Raw genomic sequence first — 26,864 nt, forward strand, 5'->3', positions numbered from 1 at the left:
CACACCACGCGTAATGCGGGTGTGCTCAAATCGACGGATGAGTCAGTTCGGTTGTCATATAGCTATATACATAGACGTCATGGGCTTGTCCCCGCTGCCGCATGTAATTATGTAGTCGACCTTCTTGAATAAATCCGTTCTTCTCCAACATGCGTTGTGATGCGACATTCTCGACATAGACAATCGCACCGACACGTTCAATCTCACGCGTCTTGGCAAATTGGAGGGCTGCATAAAGGGCCTCGGTCGCATAACCCGAACGCCAATATTCCGGTCTGAGTTCATAGCCGACTTCGGCACGCCGGTGTGACGGCGCCCGATTGTGAAACCCAATCGTTCCGATCAACGCTTTTGATTCACGATGCTCAATTGCAAATCGGATGATTGCTCCGGTTTCGATTTGATCGAGCATATGCGTAAGCATCTGTTCCGTTTCTTCTAATGTTTGATGCGGCTCCATTCCATAGTGATGGAGCACTTGTTCATTTGAGAAAATGGCGAATACGTGTGGACTGTCCTCCATTTGGAGAGGACGCAGTCGAAGGCGGTCTGTCTCAATTACCGGGAGCCCGTTCATCCTTTACTGACCAAGTTGTGTTGGAATGCATAGACGACCGCCTGTGTCCGGTCGTAGACGTCAAGTTTCGTCAAGATGTTCGAAACATGTGTCTTCACCGTTTTCAGTGAGATGAACAGTTCATCCGCGATGACCTGATTTGACTTCCCTTCTGCCATCAGTTGCAAAATTTCTCGTTCCCGCGCAGTCAAGCTTTCGTGGAGGGTCATTTCTGGATGACGCAACCGTTCGAGCATCTTCCCAGTCACTTGAGCAGCCATGACAGGGTTGCCGGCAGCCGTCTGACGAATCGCGTCCGCAATTTCATTAGCGTTTGCCGTCTTGAGGACATAACTCATCGCACCGGCTTCGATGACGGGATATACTTTCTCATCATCCAAGAAACTCGTCACGACTAAAATCTTAGCCTCTTTCCAGCTTGCTTTGATTCGTTTCGTCGATTCAACACCGTCAACAGGCTCCATCACTAAGTCCATGAGGACAACGTCTGGTTTTTCTGCGATCGCGAGCTCCGCTCCCGTTGCGCCATCCGATGCCTCACCGACGACTTCGATGTCCGGTTGTGTCGATAAAAAGGCAGACACGCCCGCTCGGACCATTTCATGATCATCAATTAATACAACTCGAATCATCATTACCCCTCCACTTGTTGTTTCACACGTACTTCAATTTGTGTTCCGACATTCGGCACACTGACCAATCGTAACGTTCCACCGACTTCCGCCGTGCGCTCTCTTATCGATTGTAATCCATATGAGGCGACTTGTGTATCGTCCACGTTAAATCCGATTCCATCATCATTAATCTTTAAAATGACCGTCTGTTGTACCGTTCGCATTTCAATTTCTAGACGAGTCGCCTTGGCATGTCGCAACGTATTACTGATGGCCTCCTGGACGATACGGAACAGCTCATTTTCGGTATGGCGCGATAACTTCACTTCTTCTAAACGCCAGACGAGCTCGGTCGACTGTTTACGCGATAATTCTTCTAATAGACGCTCGATCCCAGTCTTTAACGTCATACCTTCTAATTCCACTGGTCTGAGTTGCAAGAGCAACGAACGCATCTCTGCCTGTGCCGTTTGAGCCATCAACTCGACTTGCTCCATTTGTTTACTCGCTAATTCCGGTTTCGTCTGCATCGTCTGCTTGACCGCAGTCGTCATCATCGAAATGGCGTAAAGCTGTTGACTTACCGAGTCATGAAGTTCCCGCGCGACACGGCGTCTTTCTTCGACAACGGCTTCACTACGCGCCTCTTCGACACTGACCGGACGCTCACCGACCCGCTTCGCCATCTCGATCATCTCTTGGCGCTGTTTCGACACGCGAACGATTCGTTCGAGCGTATCTCGGTAAGGAGACAACGGTCGGAACGTGATCTCTTTTTGGTTCTCTAGTTTCCATAGGGCGTTCGCGACCTCTCGAAAGTCTCGACGCAAATAAAAATAGGAAGCGACTCCGAAGATACTACCGATTAAGACGGCAATCACTAAAATGGACACACCGAAAGGCAACCCTTCTTCACGCGAAAATAAGTCGCTCAGTGAAGTCGAGTCACCTATGAGAAACGCTACTGTAATCAAGAGAGCCGTCAAGAGGCTACTGAACAATTGATGCCAGACGACCGTTCGTGGATATGAATCTTTTTTCATACCGTCATCACCTCGACACTTCCGCTCATGAGCACGATATGAATCCGTACTTTCCGCGTAGCCTGGACATAATCATCGGACGCCGTATAGAAGCGACGGTTGAACACCGGTGAATAGTTCGAATCATCGACTTGAACTTTCCCAAACCCGATAGATGCATCAATCGAATAATCATAACCTGCCGGAATGAGGATACGAATGTCTCCCGCAAGTCCGTTCAGGAGTAAAAATGTCTCTCCTTCAGGAATGATGGCTTGCGATAAATCCATCTCGATATCACGCAGTAAAAAGAATTCATTCGTATCCCGTAACACATAGTGACCCGCTTCTTTCATACCGAACGAGAAGGCTTGCTCCTGGCGAAGGGGTGTTCGAATTTTTGCTTCGACCGGTCGATTTTTATAGAGTCGGTATCCGAATAACAATAACAGTCCAGAGAGCACAAATCCGAACGCGGCTGATGAGAAAATCAAACCAATCAAGAGAATGCCCCCGATTGCGTAAAAGATGTAGCTAGCCGACTGCTTGCCTCGACGACTGAAACGACGTCCAATATAAAGAAGAAGCAATGGAAGGATCATGCTGAATAAGACGCTATTCCCACCCGTCACGATATCGATAAAGAGTCCCACTGAAAATAAGATAATCATGAATCCAATAATTTGACGTGTGTTCCAACGTTCCATGTCCATTCCCCCTTTCTAATCATATGTATGAAGCAAAGAAAGCGATGACCTTATGCAGGTCATCGCCGAACCGTCACCTCACTCTTGTTTAAAGCGACGCTCCAGTTCTTTTAGTTTTGCTTCAAAATCATCTTCGTCTTCTTGCGTATCTTGCTTCTCTTCAGCAGGTTGTTCTTTCTCTTCTTCCTCTGTAAACGGATGAGACTGCGACGTGTTTTGACCAAAGATTTGGTCAAGTGCTCCTTTTAAGAGATCAAGGTTTTCACGCATCGCAAATTCATATCGTTTATTTTGCATCTCATCGAGTTTCAGTTTCATCTCGAGCGCACGACGCTCCAACGCATCTAATTCACGCTCTCCCTCATCAATCAACCCTTCGAAGTAACGATATTGTTCTCCGTAGTGTTTCGATTCAAGCGCTGCACGTTCTGCTAGCTTCTCTTCACCGGCTTGTTTCGCCAGTTCTGTCTGTTCATATCGTTTATCTGCCATCTTCTTGGCCTCATCACGTTTCCCAGCCAATTCTGCAAGCAGTGTACGTTGACGCTCAACGAGACGCTCAACCGATAATGCTTCCTTCTCTGCTCCGCGGATATGACGGTTCAATTCCGCTTCTCCACTTGAACGTGGCATTTCTTTATCTTGATATTTCTTCACTTCTTTCGAAATCTCTTTCGTCAATTCATTCGCTAATTCACGAAACTGATCAAACGGTGTCTTCATGGTGAATCCTCCTTATGAAATCTTAACGACGATTAACAAATTTTTGCCACACTTGATCGAACTGTTGGAAGCTACTACGGCTAGCACGCGTTCCGTCGGCATTTAAAATTTCGACTTCTGGGTCGCGTTTTTCACCTGTATACATCATATACCCTTTAAACAACAACCACGCGACAATGATTCCGACGAGTGCCCAAATGTTTGAGAGCATCGTCCCAATCCCGATAACGGCAAGGATCCCGAAACCAACTTTAGCACCGATGTGTGTCACAGCCTGAAAACGGACTCCAGCCCAAAGCGTCAAGAGCGCTCCTAATCCGAATAAAATCATATTCGGTAAAGAACCGATCAACACGAGCACTAGAGCGATCGCGGCTACGATGAACAACACCTTTTTCACTTGGTGATTCATCTGTCATCCCTCCTTGTTAAGTACACTCTTATCATAATACGTTATTTTGTATAGGTCGACGAGCGGAAGGCTTGTTTTGCCTCGGTCTATAGACTGAGATGTTATCGTTTTCAATTCCTGTGGTACACTTATGCTATCGAACAATGAAAGGATGATGTTTTATGAGCAACATGATGAATGCACGCCAACTAGTATCAGCGAATCGGAGGGCTAACGTCCTCCATCATTAAAAGGAGGATTCTATTTTGTTTCAACAAACTGAAACGGGACGTGTCACAGCACAGTTCCAACATCTTTATACGGTATCTGTCGGAGAAAATGCGTATATGTGCGGGGTTTCCGGAAAATTTCGACATGAAGCGACGAGCGAACGGGACTATCCGGTCATCGGCGACTATGTCACGATTCAAGTTCGCGAGCATGGTCAAGGTACGATTCACCATCTCCTTGAGCGTCGGACCGTTCTTTCACGAGCGGCCGCCGGCAACGAGACACGTGAACAACTGATCTGCGCGAACGTCGACTACGTCTTGATCACAATGGCGTGTGGACACGATTTCAACATCCGTCGTCTAGAGCGCTACACGCTAGCCGCCTGGGACACCGGGGCAATCCCTATCATCGTTTTGACGAAGACCGATCAAGTCGACTCCGTCGACACATTGCTTGAAGACATTCAGCTGAATGCACCAGGTATTGACGTTTTCCCGGTCAGTGCCGTGACTGGAGAAGGTATGGTTGAACTTCGTCATGCGTTACCGAGTGAGAGCACAATCGCTTTCGTCGGTTCGTCCGGAGTCGGAAAATCTACACTGACGAACGCCCTTGCCCACGAGACACTTGCCGTCACACAAACCGTCCGGGCACAGGACGAACGCGGAAAGCATACGACGACACACCGCGAATTGTTCCGAATCGATGACTTATATGTCATCGACACACCGGGTATGCGCGAGTTTGGCCTATGGGAAGGAAGCGAGCACCTCGATGAGACGTTCCGCGATATCGAAGCACTTGCCGAGACATGCCGTTTCCGCGACTGTTCTCATAAGAAAGAACCGGGATGTGCCGTCCAAGAGGCGCTCACGAACGGTACGCTAGATGCGAAACGCTATGCGAGTTACGTCAAACTTGAGCGGGAACTTCTCTATATGGAGAAGAAACAGGCAGAACATGCCCGCGTCTTAGAAAAGAAAAAACGACGAATATAGTTCGTTGGACTGTGAGCGAAGTTGCTCGCAGTCCTTTTTATTGTAATTTGACAGTTTCTCTAGGCAGGCGTAAACTTGCCATATACTTAAAATGTTTACCTAGGTAAACAAATTAACCATTAGGCAAGAAAGAAGGATCTGTCATGTTGAATGAAGTCGAATCAATTCGGACACATCGCTCGATGACTCAAAAACTTAAAACACTTCTCCCTTTTCTAGGTCCAGCTTTTGTCGCTTCGGTCGCATACATCGATCCCGGAAACTATGCAACTAATATTGCAGCAGGTTCTCAATTTGGTTATTTACTCTTATGGGTCATTTTAATCGCAAACTTGATGGCCGGATTAATTCAAACGCTGTCTGCTAAAATCGGAATTGCGACAGGAAAAAATTTACCTGAAATTTGTCGTGACCGTTTCTCTAAGAAGACCGCTATCTTTTTATGGATTCAAGCCGAATTGATGATTATGGCTACTGATTTGGCAGAATTTGTTGGTGCAGCACTCGGGATCTACCTCGTGTTTGATGTGACGCTCATTCAAGCAGCACTTCTTGCCGCGGCCGGTTCTTTTGCCATTTTAGAAGTACAAAGACGTGGCTATCGCCCACTTGAAACGCTTGTGACCGGGATGCTACTCGTCGTTGCTCTCGCGTTTGCCATTCAAACGTTTAGTGCCCAACCCGAAGTGATGCCCCTTTTATCAGGTCTCCTCATTCCTCGTTTTGACGGGACAGAAAGTATTTTACTAGCTGCCGGGATCTTAGGTGCAACGGTCATGCCGCACGCTATTTATTTGCACTCCGCTTTGACACAACGACGAATCAAGGGAAAAGATGTGGTAGCACGAAAGCGTATCATGAAATTTGAACGAATTGATGTGACAATCGCAATGGTCCTCGCTGGCGCAATCAATGCCAGTATGTTGATTATCGCAGCCGCCGTCTTTTATAAGAATGGGATGATCGTAAACGATTTAGAAATTGCTCACCAGCAGTTTGACTCTTTTTTAGGCTCACCAATTGCCATTCTATTTGGCATCGGCTTAATGGTTGCCGGATTATCAAGTGCATCCGTCGGGACATTGGCCGGAGATGTCGTCATGCAAGGGTATATTCAAAAGCATATTCCGATTTATGTACGTCGTGTAATTACGATGGCCCCGCCACTCTTACTCATCCTGTCCGGTGTCAACTTGTCAAACGCTCTCGTTTGGAGTCAAGTTGTTCTTTCTTTCGGTATTTCATTCGCCCTCATTCCTCTGCTTCTCTTTACGAGCAATAAAGAGTTAATGGGTGGGCTCGTGAATCATCGCTTTACGACATGGATTGGATGGGGCATCACAGCGATTGTCATCGCATTAAATCTATTTTTGATTGTCCAAACCTTTATCTAATCTCTGAATCTATAAAAACAAGCGCAGGCCACATCGGCCTGCGCTTGTTTTTATACGGTTCCCTGCAAAATCCCTTCCGCCCATTCGACTTCATCGGATGTCGGGGGCATCGTACCTTTGAGCGGATAATCCAGTCCGAGCGCCTCCCATTTGTAGACGCCCATCTCATGGTACGGTAAAATCTCGACTTTCTCGACATGGTCTAGCTTTTGAATGAACGCCGCAGTACGACGAAGCGCGCCTTCTTCAAGCGTCCATCCAGGTACAAGGACGTGGCGAATCCACATTTTCGTTCCGCGCTCGGAAAGGTGTTCAGCAAGCGCGAGCGTGTTGGCATTGCTACGTCCCGTCAATTTTTTACACATGTCATCGTCGATATGTTTGATATCGAGTAAGACGAGATCAGTGTGATCTAAAATGGCATCTAAATTAGGAGGACGGAGTGCACCGGACGTATCAAGCGTCGTGTGAAGCCCGTGCTTTTTCGCTTCGCGTAATAGCGCCTCTAGAAATTCTGGCTGGGCAAGTGGGTCACCACCTGAAATGGTGATGCCGCCATTGGATGCTTCCATGAACGGACGGTAGCTGAGGGCCTCTTGAATAACGTCTTCAGCCGAACGGTGATTATTCTTTTTGAAATCCCACGTGTCCGCGTTATGGCAATAGAGGCAACGTAATGCACAACCTTGTAAAAAGACGATGAAGCGAATACCAGGGCCGTCAACTGTTCCGAATGATTCGACCGAATGTACATATCCCATTGTCATCGAAATGACCTCCTAACGAATGAGCGGCCCTCCGTGGAAGGCCGCTAAGCCTTTACTTACAACGAACCGTGGAACGTACGGTTGATGACGTCGATCTGTTGCTCACGTGTCAACTTGATGAAGTTGACCGCATATCCTGATACGCGGATTGTGAGTTGTGGATACTCTTCTGGATGTTCCATTGCATCTAGAAGCGTCTCGCGGTTAAAGACGTTGACGTTCAAGTGATGTCCTTTGTGTTCTCCGCTCATATACCCATCGAGAAGTGCCGCCAAGTTAAGTTCGCGTGCGATTTCTTCTTTTCCGAGTGCTTTCGGTACGATTGAGAACGTGTATGAGATTCCATCTTGCGCGTGTTCAAATGGAAGTTTCGCAACAGATGAGAGCGATGCAGCCGCACCTTTCGTATCCCGTCCATGCATCGGGTTTGCACCTGGAGCGAATGGTTCACCGGCACGGCGACCGTCTGGCGTGTTCCCTGTTTTCTTCCCGTAAACGACGTTTGATGTGATCGTGAGGACCGATTGCGTATGAAGCGCGTCACGGTATGTTTTATGCTTCCGTACTTTTTCCATAAACGATTCGACGAGTTCGACGGCGATTGCGTCGACACGATCATCATTGTTTCCGAATTTCGGGAAGTCGCCTTCCGTTTCGAAGTCGACAATGATGCCTTCTTCGTTTCGGATCGGTTTGACGTTTGCGTATTTGATTGCTGAGAGACTATCAGCCGTTACCGAGAGACCCGCAATCCCACAAGCCATCGTCCGCAAGATTTCTGGATCGTGAAGCGCCATTTCGATTCGTTCGTACGCATATTTGTCATGCATGAAGTGAATGACGTTGAGTGTGTTGACGTATAGCTCTGCCAACCAGTCGAGTGTACGGTCAAAGTCGGCATATACTTTTTCGTACGTGAGCACATCCTCTGTGTTCATTTCCCAAGACGGAGCGATTTGAGCGCCACTCTTCTCATCTCGTCCACCGTTCATGCTATAAAGAAGGGCTTTTGCCATGTTGGCGCGCGCACCGAAGAACTGCATCTGTTTCCCGATCTTCATCGGTGACACACAACATGCGATCCCGTAGTCGTCACCGAATTGCGGCATCATCAAGTCATCGTTCTCATATTGAATCGCTGAAGTTTCAATCGACATTTTCGCACAGTATTGTTTGAAGCCTTCTGGAAGCTTCGTCGACCAGAGAACCGTCAAGTTCGGCTCTGGAGCAGGACCGAGGTTCGTGAGTGAATGCAAGAATCGGAACGAGCTCTTCGTGACGTTCGAGCGACCATCTTCACTCATCCCACCGATTGACTCCGTTACCCAAGTCGGGTCACCTGAGAACAATTCGTTATAGTCCGGTGTCCGTAAGAATTTGACGATTCGAAGCTTCATAATGAAGTGATCGACGATTTCCTGAACGTCTGACTCTGTTAAACGACCAGCTTCAAGGTCACGTTCAGCGTACACATCAAGGAATGTTGAGACGCGTCCAAGTGACATCGCAGCACCGTTTTGTTCTTTAATCGCAGCAAGGTATGCCAAGTACACCCATTGATACGCTTCTTGCGTGTTTTCCGCAGGACGACCGAGGTCAAATCCATAAGCGTCCCCGAGTTGTTTAAGTTCTTGGAGGGCACGAAGTTGTTCATTCAGTTCTTCGCGATCGCGAATATCCGACTCGGATAAGAACCCACCGCGTTTCGCCAAATCTTTTTTGCGTTCTGCCATCAAGAAGTCAATTCCGTAGAGGGCGACGCGACGATAGTCACCGATGATGCGTCCACGACCGTAAGCATCGGGAAGACCTGTGATGATTCCTGATTTACGAGCTGCCCGCATTTCCGGCGTATAGGCATCAAAGACACCTTGGTTATGTGTTTTACGAATCTCTGAGTAAATTTTTGTAATTTCTTCATCTGGTTCGAAACCATATGATTCGAGTGCTGCATCGACCATGCGAATACCGCCATTCGGGTGAATCGAACGTTTGAACGGCTCATCCGTCTGAACGCCAACGACTTTTTCTAACTCTTTGTTTAAGTAACCTGGTCCATGCGACACGATTGTCGACGGTGTGTGTTGATCGACGTCCCAAACGCCGCCGCGCTCACGCTCTTCTTTTGTCAGTTCCATCACACGGTTCCAAAGAACGTTTGTCGCTTCTGTCGGACCTGCCAAGAACGTATCGTTCCCTGTGTATTCATGACGGTTCAAACGGATAAACTCACTGACATTTACTTCATTCGTCCACTGACCAGGCACAAAACCTGACCATGCGGATTTGATTTCAGTTGCCATGTTGATTCACTCCTCATTCTCGAAAGTAACTGCGTGTTATCTATACTGTGAGTGTACGTGAAAACGTGAACAATATGTTTTACATTCTTGTGAAACTTGTAACAATCTTATGAACGTGATGAAACAGCCGTTTTTGAAAGCGTTTTACAAACTGTTACATCTACTAGTTTATCTATTTTGAAACAGCTGATTCCCATTTGAATAGGGTTAAACGATCATCTGTACTAATTTGATTGTTCTGTGACGAACTATACAGTTTTTAGGGTGATAAATCTCACATCATTCGGTTAGAACTTGAATTTTTGTGTCGTATCAGACACAATGAAGGCAGAACATTGCATAAGAGGAAGGGGTTCTACTCATGACGTATGAACCATTAACAACAAGCCACGCCTTTCAAGTCGGCGATCGCATCTCACTGAAAGTTGACGAAGCTGGTGAAAAGCGTGACGGATTTATCACAGAATTTGAAGACGGAGGGTTTTGGATTCGCTTTGACGATGACATCGAGAATGAAGATTTTATCGATTACCGCGACCAGTTACTTGCCGTACTTTTGTCGCGTCCAATCCATGTCATCACGGTACATCCGGAACTGAAACCGTTCGAGCAAATGACGTCCGAGTTACAGTATCGCGTCTACCAAGGATTCACGATTGAGAAAGTTGAATTGACAGCAGAAGGTGCAGACGCCCACATCAAACTCATCGAAGACGGTCAGACGTTCACACAGACGTTACGTTCTTCAATGGAAGATGGTCAGGAGCATGTTCGCTATATTTGACGAGGGAGCGCTTTCGCTTCCTTTGTTTTTGCCTAAAGATAAGGAGACCTATTATGAATTTTACAAAACCTTTTATTAACGAAACGTGGGAACGGATGGGCTTTAACGAGCCGATGCCGGTCCAAAAAGAAGCGTTCCCCCTACTATTAGATGGAAAAGATGTGACAATCGAAGCACCGACCGGGACGGGTAAAACGCTCGCCTACCTGCTTCCAGCGATTGAAAAGATTGACCCATCGAACGAACGGATCCAAGTCGTCATCGTCGCCCCGACTCGTGAACTTGTCATGCAGATTCAACAAGTCGCACAGCGCTTCACTGAAAAAGGTGATGTCCGTATCGGTTCATTCATCGGTGGCGTCGAATTGAAACGCCAAATCGACCGAATCAAGAAAAAGCCTCATTTGATTGTCGGGACACCGGGACGTCTCGTTGAATTGATCGACAAGAAAAAACTGAAACTCCATGAGACGCATACCGTCATTTTAGACGAAGCCGATCAAATCATCGACAGCGGTTTGACAGAGGCAGCGGAACGTATCATCAAGCATACTTCGCACGAACGTCAGCTTGCGCTCGTCTCGGCAACACTCACCGATTCACTTAAAGAATGGTCGGCACCATTCATGGACGAACCAGCACACATCAAAATCGAGCGTGCTGTCAGCGATCAAGTGACATACGGCTATATGTTGACGACGCGTCGGTACAAACCAGAACTCTTACGCCGTCTTTCGCACGTCGATGGCGTGAAAGCACTCGCGTTCATCAATAACCGCTCGTTCTTACCACCACTTCGTGGAGAGCTTCAGAAGTTGAAAGTGAACTATCGCATGCTTGACAGCTTGAAAGGAAAACGCGAACGCGTCGAGACACTCCGTGAATTCCGTAAAGGCGAATACCCGCTCCTCATCACGACAGGTCTCGCGGCGCGCGGTCTCGATATCGAAGATGTGACACATGTCGTCCATTTCGACTTACCAGAATCCATCGATGACTTCATCCACCGTTCAGGCCGTACGGCTCGCGGTAATGCAGGCGGAACGGTCCTCTCCCTCGTGACGACAGACGATTTGCCACACTTGAAATCATTCGCACGTCAACTCGGTGTCGAGTTGAAAGAACTCGAGATTTATCGTGGCGATGTGATTGAGAAACGAATCGAGGAGAAGCCTCCTGTCGTCAAACGTCCTGCGAACAAGCGAGGACCGCGCCGATGAAAAAAGACCGGAAAGTAATTCCCTTCCCTTTGCTCGTCGAAGAGTCCGAATTGCTTGCCGAACTGAAAAAGTTGTATGAGCAAGCGGCTCTCGCGCGAAGCACGCAATGGACAAATTATATTCAAGAGATTGCATCGGAAGGGACATGGCATTTAAAAGATGCCGAGCTCTTCCGCGACCTCTTCATCGATTGGGCCGTCTTCTTTGAGACGGACGAGGAGGGGATGACGCCACATGGTCGCTACTTGGCCGACCATAAAAGCGATATGTCACCTGCCCTCTATCACGCACTTCGTGGACTTGCCGTCCCGCGTTGCAGCATCTTTGAAGTGACGGAAGACGGTCAGTTGAAAGACTGGGAGTCGAAAGAGACGTACGCTGTCCAGTTACCGGAAGAACGTGAGACTGGTGACCTCGTCCTCGGGAAGTTACTCGATATCCGAGGCAGTTGGCGCTTCGGCTCGGCGTTTCTCGCCTTACCTGCGAAAATGTCTGGAAACGTGTCCGATCTTTATATCGACTTTACGGATGAAGTCGGCCCCGGTGCCTTTTTGGAGCAGTTCCCGGAGTTCTGTGCGGAACTGATCGACTTGTTGCTGGATTTAGAAGAAGGCGTCATCATACCGAAACCATCAAAATAAGCAAAGGGCCGCGGCCCTTTGCTTATTTTTGTCTAACGTACACGTCAATCTGTTTAAGTATGTCACGCGCTTCTTCATTTTCAGGCGTGATTGCCGCACTTGAGATTTGTTCCCCATCCTCGTATACATCGATGACGACACCATCTTTCGCTTGGCGCGTTTGGTACAGACGACCGTTTGCATAGAAGGCGTGATCCACCGAGTCGAGAACGTTCCGGGTCATCTGCTCACCTGTTTTTAAATCAATGACAGTTTCTTCGCCATCCGTATTTAGTGTGAACAGTTTATTTTCGAACACTGTATAGTCCCAAAAGTCTTGATTTCCTGCCAACTGAACAACTTGTCCTGTTTCCGTATCATAAGCGAATTGGCCCGGCATCGTAATTCCACTATAATACGTTTCTTCCCCTTCTCTAATTGTCTCATAGGCATTGACACCGACTGGGACATAGCGTGTTTCGGACATTGATGGTGATCCACTTGTTCCATAAAAACGACTTGTTCCACTTACGTGCGTGATAAATCCATTATCCAACTTTATTTCTTTGACAGTGACGTCATCCATCGTTTGATTGAATGTCGCAAGCATCGTCGTTTCATCACCATCATAGCCTTCTCGATAAATCAAATTTAGTTGACCATCATTTATGAACAAACCTGCCCACACACCTGTCAAGATCTCGTAAATTTGACGATCTTTTGCATCGAACTCATAAGTGGTTATCTCTTTTCCGTCTAACTGGTTAAAGATTATGAGCTCTTCATTTCTATTTTGGCCAATTCCTATGAATCCATTTTCCGTTTGAATTGATTGTGCAAACGTCAATCCGTTCATTTGTCGGTGCATCGAGCGCTCTTCTTTGTTTAAACGTTCTCGATAACGAATTCCTTCAGCGATATAATTCAAATTCGAGGTGACTCGACTCTCCTCAGAAGTGACTTCAAACCTTTGAGCAACATCATTCTCTGCGTTATAACCAAATTCAACGACCGCGTCTTTCCAAACAGATGGATTCGAACTGATGTTTAACGACCACTTCGCTTTTGGTTCCATTGCGTCAACGGCAAATGTTCCAAGCCCTATCACAATGACCGCACCAAGTGCGACCACATTCCACATTCGCTTCATCTTCTCACCTCACACATTCAATTTGCTTTGTAAAAATCTTCGACTGAGCCAAATTGTCACACTTGCCCATACGATTAACACAACACCCACATATACGATTGTCTCATCATAAATCAATCGATTCGACAAAAGGGCATAGCCCAATATCGGAATAGTCAGTATGACCATCAAGGTAGATAAGCTAAGTACGGGTGACCACATCGTCCGTTGCCAGAAACTTCGTTCAAACAACACAAATGTGAAAATAAATAATACGACGATGACAATAAACAATTGATGGATGACAAAGTTGACGACTGAAGTAGGATACATCATGGCCAATATTCCGTTAATAGATAGAGCTTGATCAAATGATCCGTTTATCGGTATCATCTTCCCATCAAACCAACTTGTGAACGCTATGTATTGTAATTTGAGGGCAATCCATTCGATGGCCAATAACCCCAACGTCATCATCAAAATTGTAGCGAGTTTGGCGAAAAACAAAGTCATCCGCTTTTGCGGCATCGTGAGTAGTCGCAACATGAACGTCCCTCGTCCTTGAAAATCGCGATACCAGATCCAGGCGCTGTATAACAACATCGCTGCGACCGCAATCCCGAGTGACAAGAGATATGGTGTACCTCCAAGATAGTCTGAAAATGACATTTGATAGTCTGCATCTCCTGTACGTCTCAACTGTTCATAAAAGTTCGTCTCATCCCATAAAAAGTATCCAAGCCATCCAAACTGAACGACGATGAGACCGGTGACTAACATCAAGAACGGTTTTGTGACACGCTCGACTTCCCAACTCAATAGTTTCAATAGATTCATGCCCCGTACTCCTCTCTCATCACATCGACGATGGACTTTCCATGAATAAAACGGACATCTTCGACATCAAACTCACGGACGATTCTTCCGTTATTCAACATGACCGCCTTGTCGATCAAGTACTCGATATCTTCAATCTCGTGTGTCGTAATGAGCACGCCACGATTCTCCATGACCTCACTCGAAAACAGTTCGACAATCTGTTCTTTCGAGAAGACATCGATACCCGAGAACGGTTCATCGAGTAATAAATAGTCCGGGTCTTGCGCAATACCGAGTGCGAGGTTCGCTTTTGCGAGCGTCCCTTTCGATAACTCGCTCAACTTGTCTTCCGGGAACAATTTAAAGTCTTCAACAAGACGGGCGAATAATGTCGAATCAAATGAAGGATAAAAGTCTTTCATGAACGCCTCACATTGCTCGATTGTAAAGTGAATCGGGAACATCGCATGGTCGGCGACGAAAGCGACACGATTCAAATCGATTGGTTTTCCATCAATCAATACCGACCCTTTATCAAAAGGCGTCAACCCCATGATGCCTTTCAATAACGTCGATTTCCCTGTACCGTTCAGTCCGATGAGACATGTGATTTCCCCTTTATTCGCTGTGAACGAAACGTCTTCAATGACTTGTTTTCGGCGATAGCGCTTCTTAACTCCCAACACTTCGATCATCGTACATTCCCTCCTTGTACTGTCGTTTGATTTTCTCGACAAGTTCGTCTACCGAGACGTCAAGCTCTTGAATTGATTCCACAAATACCGCGACCGCGTCATCTACAATCTCGGAGCGGATTTGTGCCAATATCGTTACATCTGTCGTCACGCGACTCGGTCGATTTCGTTCGGTCGTAATCAATTGTTGATCCTCCATTTCCTTAAACGCTTTTTGAACCGTGTTCGGATTAATCTTCAAATCATTCGCAAGCTCTCGCCGAGATGGCATCTCATCTCCAGCTTTTAATTCACCGAGCGCCATCTTCTTTTTAAAGTAGTCGACGACCTGTAGATACACCGGTGCCCTCGTATTGAATTGCATGTTCATCACCTTTCTAAGTGTATGACATGGTTAATACACTTTCTAACTGTATTATTAGTGTAATACACTTCTACGTCAATCATTTTTTCAATTTTTCTCCAAATAAAAAACATCTGACGAACGTGTCAGATGCTGAGACATTCAGTTATAGCACGATGTGTGCAGTGTTTTTCGGGTCTATTCGTTCAAGATAAAGGTCTTCGCCCGGCCAATAGCGACGCTTGTATTTCGCAAGCCGTTCCGCCGGATTGCCGAGATATGTATCACGATTCAATACCCGTTCGTACCGAACCTCGCGTGGACAATCGAGATAAATCACATAGTCAAAATAAGGCTGCCATTCCGGGCGTTGTAGAAAGATTCCTTCCACGACAACCGTATGAGCAGATGATACGTCCACGACCTGTTCTGTAATGACGTCTCGTTCCTGATCATATCGCGGTAATACTAACTTCGTAACCCCTTCAGTTAAGGGACGAAACAGTTCACGCTCAAGACGCGACACGTCCCATTGGAGTGCATAATACTCGGTCGGTTCAGATTGTCCGGTCTCATAGCGTTTTGCACGTTCGACGATATAATCATCGATATGAAGCACAAGTAAATCGGACTCCCCATTCAAATGTGAGACGAGCGTCGTCTTGCCCGCTCCGCTCAACCCATCAATTGCTACGACAAACGGACGATTCCCCGCGTGCGTCGCTCGTGCAGAACATATCACATCCAATACGTTCATGTCGTTCCTCCCCACACAAAAAGTCAGCTCACGAATGAGCTGACTTTAGTTTACCAGAGTACCCAACCACGCGCTCCTGGAGGCGCGCTTTCAATCAAGTGCCAGATTGGAACCGTATATGCAAATGCGATCAAAACAAACGTCACGGTGATCCACAGTTTCCAATTCTCGAAATAGCGCGGTGTGTCCATCGCTGCTTCTTCCGTCTCGGCGAGCGGGAATTCCTCTTCGCCTTTCGGTGCGAGGAACGACAGGTTGAACATCGAATACACGAAGATGAGAACCGAGATGAACAAGATTGTTCCCCCAATCGCCATCATGACGTGGTATGGGATCCATTCCCGTGTCAACGCATCCGAGAAGTAAGTCGCTGGACCTGTACGACGCGGGTTCCCGTTCAATCCTGAAATATGCATCGCATACGACATGATGGCCATACCGAACGCCCAAGTCCCTGCTTGAATCAATCCAAGTTTGTTCATTGCCTTCGTCAACGTACGACCACGAAGTACCGGCACAAGCCAGTAGGCCGTTCCGAAGAACGTCAAGGCGACAGCCGTCCCGACTGTAATGTGGAAGTGCCCCGTGACCCAAAGCGTATTGTGGACCATCGCGTTCAATTGGTGCGAAGCGTTGATGATTCCACCTGCACCGGCTGGAATGAAGAATAACATCCCGACGAATGGTGCAAGGAAACGAACATCGCCATACGGCATTTTCTTCACCCATCCGAACAACCCTTTCGCGCCGAGCGCACGTCCACGAAGTTCGAACGTCGCAAAGAGCGAGAATGCTGTCATGAATGACGGGATAACGACCAAGAACGTCAAGATGACCTGTACGAACTTCCAGAACGGTTCAATGCCCGGTTCTGTCAATTGATGGTGGAAGCCGACCGGGAATGAGAAGAGTAGGAATAACAAGAATGCCATCCGTGCCAACGCATCTGAGAAGATCTTCCCACCGATGACTTTCGGTACGACCGTATACCATACAATGTATGCTGGCATGAGCCAGAAATAAACGAGCGGGTGACCGAAGTACCAGAACAATGTACGTGACAACTCGATTCCGACTGTATCCGTCCATCCTAATGAGAGCGGAAGGAGTTGGAATAAAATCGTTGCTGCGACACCGAGTGTTGCAATGTCCCATAGAAGCATTGTCATAATACTCATATAAGCCGGGAGCGGTGGATGAACGCCTGGATTGTCACGTTTATAATCCGCATACATACGGAACATCGCGAACGACGACAACCACGTTCCGACTACGAACAAGACGAGTCCGACATAGAAGAGCGGATCTGCCATGAGCGGTGCATAAAACGTATACAAGACCGTCCCTTTGTTGGCCAAAATCATGACCGTTACCATGACGGCACCGATAATCATCGTCCAAAAGCCGAGCCACGCGACACGTGTCGGGAATGATTCAAAGCGACCGAACGACTTCGCCAGTAACGCATATAAGAGACCAATGATGAACATCGTCGTGAAGACGATCCCGAGCATGATACCGTGAGCCGTTAGCAATTGATAATATCCAAAGATTTCAGGGATGACCCCGGTCCGAATCAACGTCTGTGTCAAACCAGCCAACGCTCCGATCAAGACGGCGAGAATCGATACGAGAACGTGACCGTAAGCAAGACGCGCCTCTTTCGCTCCGATACTCGGAACAGGAACCCCGCGTTCCATCTCCCATTGTTTCAGTTTAGATGATACGTCGTTCATTTATTCCACCACCTTGATTTTAGTCGACATCATGTGATGCCCTGTTCCACAATACTCGTTACAAAGAATCAAAAATTCGCCAGCTTCCTCGAACGTGTACGTCAATGAGTTGATATGTCCTGGGACAACCATCATGTTGACCGGTGTACCCGTTAACTGGAATCCGTGGACGACGTCTGGTGACGTCACAAGGAACGTCACTTTTGCACCTTTTGGAATCTCAACATTCCCTGGCGTGAACGTAAATGCTTGCGCGATCATGACGAGTTCGTATTCATTGTCGCCAATTTGATGTAGCCCAGGTTTGTCGAACGGAGCCGTCTGATTCACTTTTGCTGGATCAATCAAGTCCGCATCTGATGCTGGCTGATTCCCTGCTGCGAATGCCGATACCCCGAGGACCGTCAAGAAGACCGCGAGTAGGATAATACCAAATGTAAGCCAATATTTTTCTAGTTTATGAATATGCACGATGAGACTCTCCTCCCTACATGTTTATCGAGTGACGAATAAGTAAAAGACTGATGACCACATGGCAATGATGACACCCGCAACGATCATGACCGATGTAAACGTTCCTTTTAGGTTCGGTTCTTGCCCATCTTTATGTTCCACGTGTAAGACCCCTTTCGCTTGTTTTTCCATCTTCATTGTATGCAATCGTCTAGGTGATAATATGTGATATTTATCACTCCAAAAGTGACAATCACATCGATTTTGCGTAGTTTCAACACACAAAATTCACATTTCGATAAAAGAAGCCCACAAAAAAACCGTCTCCTGATGAGACGGTTTATAAACGACATATACCTGCAGGGCAACCTTCGCAGTGACAAAGCTCTTTCAAAAAATCAACATCATGAATGACAATCGATTTGGCCGTCGTGCTAATGACCCCTTCTTTTCGCCACTGACTAATCAATCGGTTCACCGTCTCGCGTGGCGCTCCGATCAATTGCCCGAGTTCACCGTCTGAAGGATGACGTGGAATGACGATTGTCCCCTCTTCCTCGACACCGTGCATAGCTGCCATACGGAGCAACGTTGAAGCCAACGCCCCTGGCTTTCCGTACAATAATAAGTCACGTACCTTCATTTCTGAATGCTTGCGCATCATCGACGTCCATCGTAAAATTTCTCCGGCAAATCGAATATCGCGTTGCATGAGCGATTCCAATTCTCGTTTTGAAATGGTACCAATCGTACTTTCTTCAGTCGTTTCGATGCTGTATGAACTAGGGAAAGTTTCCACGATATCAAACTCACCAAAGAAATCATCCGAACCATACATGAACATGACGAGTGGATTTCCCTTTTTCGTGATTTTCGTGAATTTGACAGAACCACTCTTCAAGTAAAAGAACTTATCACACTTCTCACCTTCCCAACACACGATACTCGCTTTCGGATGATGTTGAATCGTCATCATTTCTAGTAGCAATTGTTTCGTTTCATCTGAGAATACAAAACTGTTCGGTTGGGTCGTTCCACATTGCATTGACATAGGTCGGTGCTCCCTCCACGTTTCATTCGTACGTTCCAATTATGACTTTATTATACAGGAGTGTGACAGGGAGTATCGAAAAAGTATGTGACATTTCAAACAATCTTTTTCAAAAAAAGAGATTCGGCGTTCATACCGAATCTCTCTACAGTATTTATCGTTGAATCAATCGAATCAATTGTTCGGCCGGCTTAAAGTTCGGATACCGGACCGGTAAATCGAATTTCGTCGTGTTCTTTAAAATTGATTTGGCGTGACTAAACGTCTCAAAGCTCGTCCGCCCATGATAGGCCCCCATGCCGCTTTCACCCACTCCACCAAACGGGAGATTCGGGTTCGTCAAATGCATGATGACATCGTTCACACACCCTCCCCCAAAGGAGAGATGTTTCATGACCGTTTGTTCCACGTCTTTCGATTCCGTAAATAGATACAGAGCAAGTGGATGCGGTCGGTCAGAGATGAACTCGATCACTTCATCTAGCTGACGATATGGAATGACCGGTAAAATCGGGCCAAAAATTTCATCTTTCATCACATCGGCATCTTCGTGGAGATTCGTCATAACGGTCGGTGCAATTTTTAGTTCATCCCGGTTCGTCTCACCGCCGAAAGCAAGCTCACCTTCTGTCAAATAGTGAGATAAACGGTCGAAATGCGATTCGTTGACGATGCGCGTGTATCGTTTCGTACCGACACCGTTCCCAAACATCGCAAACGCCTCCTGTTTGATCGCTTCTAAAAGTGCTTCTTGTTGAGATTCATGTACGAGCACATAGTCTGGCGCGACGCATGTTTGACCCGCGTTCATCCATTTCCCCCAGGCGATACGTTTTGCCGCAATCGAGACGTTCGCATCTCCGTGAACGATCACAGGTGATTTACCACCGAGTTCGAGTGTGACCGGTGTCAAATGTTCTGCTGCCGCCTTATTGACGATCCGTCCGACTTGCGTCGAGCCTGTGAAGAAAATATAATCCCATTTTTGATTCAATAGTTCTTGCGCCGTGTCTTTATCTCCTTCGACACTGGCCACATATCGATCGGTAAAGGCACGCTCTAACACCTGCGTCAGGACACGTGCGACATTCGGAGTCAGTTCTGAAGGTTTGACAACCGCTGTATTCCCCGCTGCGATGGCACCGATGAGTGGCGCGACCGCGAGTTGGAACGGATAATTCCACGGAGCGATAATCAATACCGTACCGTACGGCTCATATTGAACCTCACTCTTCATTCCTAAATGGATGGCGGTTCCACGAACACGTTTCGGACGCATCCATCGCTTCAGTTCACGTGTCGTACGTGAAATCTCATCGTAAATGAATCCGATTTCTGTCGTATACGCATCCATCTCCGACTTATTCAAGTCTTCGCGAAGGGCTTCTAGCAAGTCCGCTTCATGATGCTTAATCGATTCCTTCAAAAATGTCAGCATACTCAAACGGAATGCCATCGATTTTGTCGCCTGCGTTTTAAAGAAGCGACGTTGTTTCTGGACAAGCTCGTCAATCGTCAACTGTTCAATCGGTGCCAGCATGAACTTTCCTCCTTATGATTCATCACATTGATTTCATTTTATCATCGTGAGAAAAGCGAATCAAAAAAACGCTTTCATCGATGTGGGTTATATTATACGTTTAAATGTTTAAACATTTAATCATAGATTAATCGATTATTTTCATCGTGTCAAAACATACGCCCGCTCTTCATTCCACTGATAAGAAAGAGGAGGCTTGCCCCCCATAAAATCAGGCCGGTCAGCATGAACTGCTGAACGATGGAAAGCGGAAGAGCGCTTAAAAACGATGACCCCGCTACCGTTCCGAGAGAGAAAAATGCATAGAACGCCCCGTATGCTTTCCCTCGGTTTTGCGGAGATGTCGATTGAATCAATTGCGTATTGATGGCCGGGAATAAAATCGCAAATCCCACTCCATATAAGGCAAGTACCCCATAAAGACTGGTTTGTACACTTGCTTGTCCAATCAATATCTGACACGTCCCAATGATTGCGACTCCAAGTGCGGTCAATTTAGTCGGTGAAAACCGATCGAACACTCGGTTCGTCGGTAATACAAAGAACAAGACGGCGACCACGCCGAACATGCTGAGCAACGTACCGCTCAATCGTGAATCAAATCCAAGTTCCTGCACGTGAAGCGGTAATAAAAAGGCGAGTGCTCCTTGGGAAAACATGAGGAAGAATGCCCCCCAATAGGCCCGAATCACTTTCGGATCCGGTTTTGTCAGTTCCAGATCGGACTCTTTCTTTTCCTCGATCTTTTGAGTTCGTCGCATCGTCACGACTGTCACGGACAACATCACCCATCCGAACAAAGAAACGAATAAAAAGACCGTCGATGGGGACGTGACACTGGCGATGATTCCACTAAAGGCAGGACCAATGATGGCCGCCAATCCGACGAAACTTCCGGTAATCGCGACTTTCTTCCCTTGACGGTTCGTTGCGGTGACATTCGCTGATAACGTAAATGCAGCCGGTACGATAAGCCCAGCCACAAATCCGTGGACACATCGGACAAACAGCAACATGGAGGGCGAGTCAACAAATTGATAAGCGAGTAAACTTAAGCTCGTCAAGAATAAGCCGAGCACCAAAACGCGATAGGGACCATTCCGATCGGTCCATATACCAGAAAGCACATTTCCAAACGTGTTCGTCAACGAATAGACAGCGATGGAGAAACCAGCGATGAACGAAGATGCGCCAACAGATACCGCAAACGTACTCATGATCGGGAGTTGAGCGAACAAATCAAAAAAAGCAAAAAATACGATGCCATATAATATAAAACGTGATGGAGTTTTCATTTGGACAAATCCTCTTTCTCGTGATCTTATCCTTAGTCTAGCTGGAGCTCCATACGTTTCATAGGGATGAATCGGTTTGGACACAAAAAATCCCTACAGCCATGGACTGTAGGGAAAATCGTTTAGTTCGTTACTTCAACGGCTGTATCGAGTGCGACACGAATCATTTCATCAAATGTCGTTTGACGCTCTTCTGATGTCGTCTCTTCACCTGTCAACAAGTGGTCAGAGATTGTGAGGATTGTCAATGCATTCACTTTATGCTTCGCTGCAAGCGTGTATAGGCCCGCTGCTTCCATCTCAATAGCGAGGCAACCGAAGTCAGCCCACTTCTTGAAGTGGTGGAAATCATCTTGATAGAATTGGTCCGCTGTGAAGATTTGTCCGACTTTCACCGGGATGCCCGCTTTCTCTGCATTCATATATGCACGATGTAGGAGGTCGAACGTCGCTGTTGGCGCATAGTCCATTCCGTTGAAGCGGACACGGTTTTGACCCATCTCACTTGATGCGCTCATGGCGATGACAACATCACGCACTTTGACATCTTCTTGAATCCCGCCAGCTGTTCCGACACGAATCAAGTTTTTTGCGCCGTACGACATAATGAGTTCATTCACATAGATCGACATCGAAGGTACACCCATCCCTGTTCCTTGAACTGAGATGCGCTTACCTTTATACGTACCCGTGAAGCCGTACATCCCACGAACTTCATTATATAATTCGACGTCTTCTAAAAACGTCTCCGCAATGTATTTGGCGCGAAGCGGGTCCCCTGGAAGTAATACCGTTTCTGCAATTTGTCCTTCTTGAGCTCCAATGTGTACACTCATGTTTGAATTCCTCCTTTAAGCTTGTCGTTGAACCTTTTCCCGAAATTCGTTCGGAGTAACACCGACTTGTTTTTTAAAAACCTTCCGGAAATACTTATCGTCCGAAAAGCCCACTGCTTGGGCGACTTCATAGATACGCTGTCTACTCGTCTCTAACAGGCGCTTCGCTTCGTTCATCCGAATCGTCAACACATATTCAGACAAGTTCACGCCATATTGTTGTTTAAAACGTCGCGAGATGTACTCTCGACTTAAGTAAAATCGTTCACTCATACCTTGCAAACTCAGCTCTTCCGAAAAATGTTGTTCAATGAACATTCCAATCTGAGAAATCGGGTCACCACTCGATTCATTGACCACGTCCCCTAATGCGCGTGCCAACGTATCATTCAATACATCGGGGTCAATCGGTTTCAACAAATAATCAAAGCTTCCATATTGGATGGCCCGTCGCATATACGAATATTCATCGTATCCTGTCAGTACGACAAGCTTAGCAAATGAAGCATGGTCGTGTACCCACTCCATCAGTTCGATGCCATCACAATGGGGCATTTGAATATCGGATAAAATGAGCGCTGGACGTTCCTGCTCGATGAGCGTCTGTGCTTCACGCCCATCCCTTGCTTCAAGTACGATCGTCACACCGAATCGTTCCCATTCACCGAGTAATTTCACCGCTTCCCTTACCGGAGATTCATCATCTACAATCAACACTTTCGTCATGACGCCACCCCCTCAGAAGAAGCGGGGAAACGCATCACAATTCGAAAACCGCCTGTTTCAGGTGTAGCCAACATAAATTCTGCCTCCCGATTATAGTTTAACATGAGTCGATCACGAATGTTTCGTAATCCTGTGCCTTCTGTGTCATAAAATGTCGAATCGCTTTGCTCGATTCGTGACATGACCCGTTCCCATTCCTCGGCCGTCAGCGAACGACCGCTATTCTCACAGCGAATCACAAGTGACGTATGATCCATCCAGGCCGTCACCTCAAATCGATTTGCTAATGCAGACCCGTCCCGTTCGAACCCGTGTTTAAAGAAGTTCTCTGCCAACGGCTGTAAAATCATCTTTGGAACAATCAGTTCATGTAGTTCCTCAGGAATCGATACAATCACTTGAAACTGATTTGGAAACCGTACGTCTTGAAGACGAATGTATGAGTTCAAATGCTCGATTTCTCGCTTTAGCGTAACCATCGACTCTTCTGGATGCATCGTATAGCGCATCATCGAAGAGAGTTGCGTAATCAATCGATAAACCGTTTTGCCCTCTCCTTTTAACGCCAACGTTCCAATCGACTGCAACGCATTGAATAAGAAATGCGGGTTGGTTTGCGCCTGAAGTGTGCGCAGCTCGTTCGTTCGATTCTCTAAGGCGAGCTTATACTCTCGTTGAATCAAATCATCGATCCGTTCAATCATTCGCTTGAACTGTCTCCCAAGTACGCCAAACTCATCATTTCCGAGGGAATCAAATGAGACGGTCATGTCTCCTTGCTCGATTCGCCAAATGTTCGAGGTCAATGTCTTGATTGGAGTCGTCAACTTCATCGAGGCATACGTCGCTCCGATCAATGCCAAGATGAGCGAGACAATCCCGACAAGCAAGATGATGAACGACGTTCGTGAGGCCGGTTCGGTCAAGAGTTCATCCGGGATCGATTTACCGACATAAAACTGTTGATGGTCGAACTCGAAGGTTTTCGTGATCTGATGGTGTTTTCCGTCTGTCGAAATCGACCGCGGTTGAAACGAAGTCGGGATCTCCCCTTCACCGAGGTGGGCGAACACGCGGTTATCCTCACCGACAAACCATAAACTTTCTTCCGGATTATTCTGCAGAGAGGCCAACTGTCCGATAAATAAATTTTCAGGGATATCAAGCGATAGAATAGCAAGCGGTTCATCCGTTTCAATTTTATCGAGTCTAAAATGAAGCGTCACGACGTCCTCTTGCGTCATAATCGGTCCAAAATCATGATAAGGAATGAGTGGATGGGAAGCTTCCAATAGAACACGACTTTTTGGATTCTCTAAAAGCTGTTGCTGGACGACACTTGGTTCTTTTTTCGAGCGCGGGGATACTTTCATCTTGTACGCTGCGAACGAATCCATATCTTCGAGCATCAACAGCTGAATTTGCGCCACGTCTTCACGGGACAAATACATCGCAAGTAGAGCACGTCGCACTTCAATCTCCGTTTCTCTTAATGAAAGACCCGGTCCGTACTCTAAAATATCCAATACATCGCGGTCGGCATATAGACTCGTGGGAAGCCGACTCAAATCAGAGATGTAGCGCTCCATCTGACGTGTGCCTCGTTCGAGCGACCATTCGGTCATCTCGAGACCACGTTCACGCTCCCGATCTTTTACATACCAAAATGAAACAATCGTCGCTAAAATGACTGGCACGATAATCGTCAACGCAATCATTCCCGTTAACTTTGTCCGAATGCTATTCACCGATCTCCCTCCTACTCCAACAGTATATCACGCGTTATGCAAACGTTTGCAAAAAAATCCTAAAAAACCTCCTCGTCTCTTTTGAGACAAGGAGATTTCCGTTATTCATAGGATTCCATCAACTCAATGAGTTCAGGACCATGACCCCAATCACGTGCCGTGTCAATCGGTGTCATCCCGCTGTCGTTTTCGAGTGTGACGTCAGCTCCGTTATCTAGCAAGAGTTGAACCGTTTCTTCATCAACCTCATCATTGTAGAACAAGTTGTGAAGGGGTGTTTCGCCGTACTCGTCTTGGACGTTCACGTCAGCACCGTTTAATAGTTCCGCTTCAATCTCTTCATAGCTCGCATTGTTATACGTCAATTCTTGAATCGGTTCTTCCCATTCAAGTGCCCAGTCATCTCCAAAGTCTTCGGTCATGCCTGCTGATACGATTTCGGTCAAATCATCACTCATCACGAGTAAGGCGATGATGGCTCCGTTCCCGATCACCGTCAACAACACCATCGAAATGATTGAAGCTTTCACATATCCAGCCGTCTTGAATACCGGAACGTTTTCTTCACCGGCAGATGTTGCAATCGATGCGATTCGCTTCGGCAACGTTGGATGTGTCGACAACAATTCACTATACTTCGCAATAAATCCGTTTTCCCGACTTGCTTCATATAAATAGTCAAACTCATTCACTTCTTTCGCGAGCGGCCCCCCGATCGCGAGAACCGTTAATGCACGTTTCGCCGTCCCGAAATCTTGAATGTAATGGGCAGCCATCCGGTCACACGTATATTCACAAGCGCGTGAATAGGCAGAACCTAAGAAAGGAATGATACTTCCTAGCAAGACGACCCACTGTTTTTGGACATGGTTTCGGCGAATGTGCGCCAGCTCGTGCGCGATGACGAACTCCACTTCTTTCGTCTGACCCGTCCGTGTCAATTCCACAACATCCGAATACAAAATGACCATATTCTTTTGGAAGAAACGAGTGGCAAAAGCGTTTAGCACACCGCCCGCTTGTAAAATATACACATCCGGTAACAAGCGGATGCCCATATCTGCCCCGACACGTTGGACCATGTCATGGAGTTCTGTGAACTGACGAGCCGTCACTTTGACACCGTTCGTCCGAATGTACCCGATTTGAATCCAGTGCGTAAAGAGCGAGAGCGATACGATTGTACCGATGATCCATAAAAATAGACCAAATGAGGCTACCGTCAACACGACCCCGAGGATCAACACGAGTACGCTTGCTGCAACTAAAAGTGAGAAGTATAATTTTTCTCGTTTATGTACCAAGTTTGAATGATTCATCTAAATTCTCCTTCTTTTTCCAAAATACATGTTTAATTATACCGTTACTTCCAGAAGAAACAA

General features: G+C 46.9%; 28 protein-coding genes. 5 read left to right on the forward strand and 23 right to left on the reverse strand.

What is annotated here, in order from left to right; genetic code table 11:
* Positions 1-25: 25 nt before the first annotated feature.
* The 6 genes from KNO91_RS12485 to KNO91_RS12510 all read right to left on the reverse strand — a co-directional run bounded on the left by KNO91_RS12485 (position 26) and on the right by KNO91_RS12510 (position 4,055).
* Entirely contained in the window at positions 26-577 is a 552-nt protein-coding gene (locus tag KNO91_RS12485) for a GNAT family N-acetyltransferase (RefSeq protein ID WP_214818242.1), read from the reverse strand.
* Complete coding sequence (locus tag KNO91_RS12490) at positions 574-1,209, reverse strand: response regulator (RefSeq protein WP_015880838.1); 636 nt, start codon at positions 1,207-1,209, stop codon at positions 574-576. The genes KNO91_RS12485 and KNO91_RS12490 overlap by 4 nt, the downstream gene beginning before the upstream one ends.
* Positions 1,210-1,211: 2 nt before the next feature.
* On the reverse strand, positions 1,212-2,234 hold the full coding sequence (locus tag KNO91_RS12495) for a sensor histidine kinase (protein WP_214818244.1): 1,023 nt from the start codon (positions 2,232-2,234) through the stop codon (positions 1,212-1,214).
* Complete coding sequence (gene liaF / locus KNO91_RS12500; RefSeq protein ID WP_214818247.1) at positions 2,231-2,920, reverse strand: cell wall-active antibiotics response protein LiaF; 690 nt, start codon at positions 2,918-2,920, stop codon at positions 2,231-2,233. The genes KNO91_RS12495 and liaF overlap by 4 nt, the downstream gene beginning before the upstream one ends.
* A 78-nt stretch (positions 2,921-2,998) precedes the next feature.
* Positions 2,999-3,643: a PspA/IM30 family protein gene (locus KNO91_RS12505; RefSeq protein WP_214818249.1), complete on the reverse strand. Its 645-nt coding sequence runs from the start codon at positions 3,641-3,643 to the stop codon at positions 2,999-3,001.
* 22 nt (positions 3,644-3,665) lie between these two features.
* Positions 3,666-4,055: a lmo0954 family membrane protein gene (locus KNO91_RS12510; RefSeq protein WP_214696396.1), complete on the reverse strand. Its 390-nt coding sequence runs from the start codon at positions 4,053-4,055 to the stop codon at positions 3,666-3,668.
* Between the two features lie 245 nt (positions 4,056-4,300).
* On the opposite strand from KNO91_RS12510, the gene rsgA reads away from it, so the two are divergent.
* The gene (gene rsgA, locus KNO91_RS12515) at positions 4,301-5,266 is read left to right on the forward strand and encodes a ribosome small subunit-dependent GTPase A (protein WP_214796398.1); all 966 of its coding nucleotides are present in this window, start codon (positions 4,301-4,303) and stop codon (positions 5,264-5,266) included.
* Between the two features lie 143 nt (positions 5,267-5,409).
* On the forward strand, positions 5,410-6,660 hold the full coding sequence (locus tag KNO91_RS12520; protein WP_214796396.1) for an Nramp family divalent metal transporter: 1,251 nt from the start codon (positions 5,410-5,412) through the stop codon (positions 6,658-6,660).
* A 50-nt stretch (positions 6,661-6,710) separates the two neighbouring features.
* Here the strand turns inward: KNO91_RS12520 and pflA are convergent, their stop codons facing one another.
* Positions 6,711-7,427, reverse strand: a complete 717-nt coding sequence (pflA, locus tag KNO91_RS12525) for a pyruvate formate-lyase-activating protein (RefSeq protein WP_214818251.1) — start codon at positions 7,425-7,427, stop codon at positions 6,711-6,713.
* A 56-nt stretch (positions 7,428-7,483) separates the two neighbouring features.
* Positions 7,484-9,730: a formate C-acetyltransferase gene (pflB, locus tag KNO91_RS12530; RefSeq protein WP_214796393.1), complete on the reverse strand. Its 2,247-nt coding sequence runs from the start codon at positions 9,728-9,730 to the stop codon at positions 7,484-7,486.
* 361 nt (positions 9,731-10,091) lie between these two features.
* Here pflB and KNO91_RS12535 point away from each other — a divergent pair, with 361 nt between their 5' ends.
* From KNO91_RS12535 to KNO91_RS12545, 3 genes are read left to right on the forward strand one after another with little or no spacing between them, the layout of a single operon-like run.
* Positions 10,092-10,514: a hypothetical protein gene (locus tag KNO91_RS12535; RefSeq protein ID WP_214790589.1), complete on the forward strand. Its 423-nt coding sequence runs from the start codon at positions 10,092-10,094 to the stop codon at positions 10,512-10,514.
* Positions 10,515-10,567: 53 nt separating this feature from the next.
* The gene (locus KNO91_RS12540) at positions 10,568-11,734 is read left to right on the forward strand and encodes a DEAD/DEAH box helicase (protein ID WP_214790591.1); all 1,167 of its coding nucleotides are present in this window, start codon (positions 10,568-10,570) and stop codon (positions 11,732-11,734) included.
* Positions 11,731-12,375: a hypothetical protein gene (locus KNO91_RS12545; RefSeq protein WP_214790593.1), complete on the forward strand. Its 645-nt coding sequence runs from the start codon at positions 11,731-11,733 to the stop codon at positions 12,373-12,375. Before KNO91_RS12540 ends, KNO91_RS12545 begins: the two co-directional genes overlap by 4 nt.
* Before the next feature lie 22 nt (positions 12,376-12,397).
* Here KNO91_RS12545 and KNO91_RS12550 read toward each other — a convergent pair whose 3' ends face one another.
* The 15 genes from KNO91_RS12550 to KNO91_RS12620 form a co-directional block, all read right to left on the reverse strand.
* Positions 12,398-13,504: a hypothetical protein gene (locus tag KNO91_RS12550; RefSeq protein WP_214796392.1), complete on the reverse strand. Its 1,107-nt coding sequence runs from the start codon at positions 13,502-13,504 to the stop codon at positions 12,398-12,400.
* 9 nt (positions 13,505-13,513) lie between these two features.
* On the reverse strand, positions 13,514-14,320 hold the full coding sequence (locus KNO91_RS12555; protein ID WP_214818253.1) for a hypothetical protein: 807 nt from the start codon (positions 14,318-14,320) through the stop codon (positions 13,514-13,516).
* Entirely contained in the window at positions 14,317-14,997 is a 681-nt protein-coding gene (locus KNO91_RS12560; protein WP_214796386.1) for an ABC transporter ATP-binding protein, read from the reverse strand. The genes KNO91_RS12555 and KNO91_RS12560 overlap by 4 nt, the downstream gene beginning before the upstream one ends.
* Positions 14,975-15,367: a GntR family transcriptional regulator gene (locus KNO91_RS12565; protein WP_214790820.1), complete on the reverse strand. Its 393-nt coding sequence runs from the start codon at positions 15,365-15,367 to the stop codon at positions 14,975-14,977. Before KNO91_RS12565 ends, KNO91_RS12560 begins: the two co-directional genes overlap by 23 nt.
* Before the next feature lie 139 nt (positions 15,368-15,506).
* Positions 15,507-16,097 (reverse strand): kinase, encoded by a 591-nt coding sequence (locus KNO91_RS12570; protein WP_214796384.1) that lies wholly within the window; start codon positions 16,095-16,097, stop codon positions 15,507-15,509.
* A 50-nt stretch (positions 16,098-16,147) separates the two neighbouring features.
* Positions 16,148-17,833: a b(o/a)3-type cytochrome-c oxidase subunit 1 gene (locus KNO91_RS12575; protein ID WP_214696425.1), complete on the reverse strand. Its 1,686-nt coding sequence runs from the start codon at positions 17,831-17,833 to the stop codon at positions 16,148-16,150.
* A complete protein-coding gene (locus tag KNO91_RS12580) occupies positions 17,834-18,304 on the reverse strand; it encodes a cytochrome c oxidase subunit II (RefSeq protein ID WP_214790603.1) in 471 nt (156 codons plus the stop codon).
* Positions 18,305-18,328: 24 nt separating this feature from the next.
* Positions 18,329-18,484, reverse strand: a complete 156-nt coding sequence (locus tag KNO91_RS12585; protein ID WP_147537911.1) for a cytochrome c oxidase subunit 2A — start codon at positions 18,482-18,484, stop codon at positions 18,329-18,331.
* A gap of 142 nt (positions 18,485-18,626) precedes the next feature.
* Complete coding sequence (locus tag KNO91_RS12590) at positions 18,627-19,337, reverse strand: Crp/Fnr family transcriptional regulator (RefSeq protein ID WP_214790605.1); 711 nt, start codon at positions 19,335-19,337, stop codon at positions 18,627-18,629.
* A gap of 154 nt (positions 19,338-19,491) precedes the next feature.
* Complete coding sequence (locus KNO91_RS12595) at positions 19,492-20,877, reverse strand: aldehyde dehydrogenase (protein ID WP_214790607.1); 1,386 nt, start codon at positions 20,875-20,877, stop codon at positions 19,492-19,494.
* 149 nt (positions 20,878-21,026) lie between these two features.
* Entirely contained in the window at positions 21,027-22,094 is a 1,068-nt protein-coding gene (locus KNO91_RS12600; protein ID WP_251126650.1) for an MFS transporter, read from the reverse strand.
* Positions 22,095-22,294: 200 nt separating this feature from the next.
* On the reverse strand, positions 22,295-23,008 hold the full coding sequence (gene deoD / locus KNO91_RS12605; RefSeq protein WP_074033044.1) for a purine-nucleoside phosphorylase: 714 nt from the start codon (positions 23,006-23,008) through the stop codon (positions 22,295-22,297).
* Positions 23,009-23,023: 15 nt separating this feature from the next.
* Positions 23,024-23,734: a response regulator gene (locus KNO91_RS12610; RefSeq protein WP_214790612.1), complete on the reverse strand. Its 711-nt coding sequence runs from the start codon at positions 23,732-23,734 to the stop codon at positions 23,024-23,026.
* Complete coding sequence (locus tag KNO91_RS12615) at positions 23,731-25,482, reverse strand: sensor histidine kinase (protein WP_214818255.1); 1,752 nt, start codon at positions 25,480-25,482, stop codon at positions 23,731-23,733. Before KNO91_RS12615 ends, KNO91_RS12610 begins: the two co-directional genes overlap by 4 nt.
* A gap of 101 nt (positions 25,483-25,583) precedes the next feature.
* Positions 25,584-26,801, reverse strand: a complete 1,218-nt coding sequence (locus KNO91_RS12620; protein ID WP_214818257.1) for a M48 family metallopeptidase — start codon at positions 26,799-26,801, stop codon at positions 25,584-25,586.
* Positions 26,802-26,864: the final 63 nt, after the last annotated feature.

The organism is Exiguobacterium sp. s59 (assembly GCF_018617475.1).
Lineage (GTDB): Bacteria > Bacillota > Bacilli > Exiguobacteriales > Exiguobacteriaceae > Exiguobacterium > Exiguobacterium aestuarii.

What these genes read in the sequence shown, in the direction of transcription:
- KNO91_RS12485 (WP_214818242.1), bottom strand. Translation starts at nt 577, where the DNA reads ATGAACGGGCTCCCGGTAATTGAGACAGACCGCCTTCGACTGCGTCCT.
- KNO91_RS12490 (WP_015880838.1), bottom strand. Translation starts at nt 1,209, where the DNA reads ATGATTCGAGTTGTATTAATTGATGATCATGAAATGGTCCGAGCGGGC.
- KNO91_RS12495 (WP_214818244.1), bottom strand. Translation starts at nt 2,234, where the DNA reads ATGAAAAAAGATTCATATCCACGAACGGTCGTCTGGCATCAATTGTTC.
- liaF (WP_214818247.1), bottom strand. Translation starts at nt 2,920, where the DNA reads ATGGAACGTTGGAACACACGTCAAATTATTGGATTCATGATTATCTTA.
- KNO91_RS12505 (WP_214818249.1), bottom strand. Translation starts at nt 3,643, where the DNA reads ATGAAGACACCGTTTGATCAGTTTCGTGAATTAGCGAATGAATTGACG.
- KNO91_RS12510 (WP_214696396.1), bottom strand. Translation starts at nt 4,055, where the DNA reads ATGAATCACCAAGTGAAAAAGGTGTTGTTCATCGTAGCCGCGATCGCT.
- KNO91_RS12520 (WP_214796396.1), top strand. Translation starts at nt 5,410, where the DNA reads ATGTTGAATGAAGTCGAATCAATTCGGACACATCGCTCGATGACTCAA.
- pflA (WP_214818251.1), bottom strand. Translation starts at nt 7,427, where the DNA reads ATGACAATGGGATATGTACATTCGGTCGAATCATTCGGAACAGTTGAC.
- pflB (WP_214796393.1), bottom strand. Translation starts at nt 9,730, where the DNA reads ATGGCAACTGAAATCAAATCCGCATGGTCAGGTTTTGTGCCTGGTCAG.
- KNO91_RS12535 (WP_214790589.1), top strand. Translation starts at nt 10,092, where the DNA reads ATGACGTATGAACCATTAACAACAAGCCACGCCTTTCAAGTCGGCGAT.
- KNO91_RS12540 (WP_214790591.1), top strand. Translation starts at nt 10,568, where the DNA reads ATGAATTTTACAAAACCTTTTATTAACGAAACGTGGGAACGGATGGGC.
- KNO91_RS12545 (WP_214790593.1), top strand. Translation starts at nt 11,731, where the DNA reads ATGAAAAAAGACCGGAAAGTAATTCCCTTCCCTTTGCTCGTCGAAGAG.
- KNO91_RS12550 (WP_214796392.1), bottom strand. Translation starts at nt 13,504, where the DNA reads ATGAAGCGAATGTGGAATGTGGTCGCACTTGGTGCGGTCATTGTGATA.
- KNO91_RS12555 (WP_214818253.1), bottom strand. Translation starts at nt 14,320, where the DNA reads ATGAATCTATTGAAACTATTGAGTTGGGAAGTCGAGCGTGTCACAAAA.
- KNO91_RS12560 (WP_214796386.1), bottom strand. Translation starts at nt 14,997, where the DNA reads ATGATCGAAGTGTTGGGAGTTAAGAAGCGCTATCGCCGAAAACAAGTC.
- KNO91_RS12565 (WP_214790820.1), bottom strand. Translation starts at nt 15,367, where the DNA reads ATGAACATGCAATTCAATACGAGGGCACCGGTGTATCTACAGGTCGTC.
- KNO91_RS12570 (WP_214796384.1), bottom strand. Translation starts at nt 16,097, where the DNA reads ATGAACGTATTGGATGTGATATGTTCTGCACGAGCGACGCACGCGGGG.
- KNO91_RS12575 (WP_214696425.1), bottom strand. Translation starts at nt 17,833, where the DNA reads ATGAACGACGTATCATCTAAACTGAAACAATGGGAGATGGAACGCGGG.
- KNO91_RS12585 (WP_147537911.1), bottom strand. Translation starts at nt 18,484, where the DNA reads ATGAAGATGGAAAAACAAGCGAAAGGGGTCTTACACGTGGAACATAAA.
- KNO91_RS12590 (WP_214790605.1), bottom strand. Translation starts at nt 19,337, where the DNA reads ATGTCAATGCAATGTGGAACGACCCAACCGAACAGTTTTGTATTCTCA.
- KNO91_RS12595 (WP_214790607.1), bottom strand. Translation starts at nt 20,877, where the DNA reads ATGCTGGCACCGATTGAACAGTTGACGATTGACGAGCTTGTCCAGAAA.
- KNO91_RS12600 (WP_251126650.1), bottom strand. Translation starts at nt 22,094, where the DNA reads ATGAGTACGTTTGCGGTATCTGTTGGCGCATCTTCGTTCATCGCTGGT.
- deoD (WP_074033044.1), bottom strand. Translation starts at nt 23,008, where the DNA reads ATGAGTGTACACATTGGAGCTCAAGAAGGACAAATTGCAGAAACGGTA.
- KNO91_RS12610 (WP_214790612.1), bottom strand. Translation starts at nt 23,734, where the DNA reads ATGACGAAAGTGTTGATTGTAGATGATGAATCTCCGGTAAGGGAAGCG.
- KNO91_RS12620 (WP_214818257.1), bottom strand. Translation starts at nt 26,801, where the DNA reads ATGAATCATTCAAACTTGGTACATAAACGAGAAAAATTATACTTCTCA.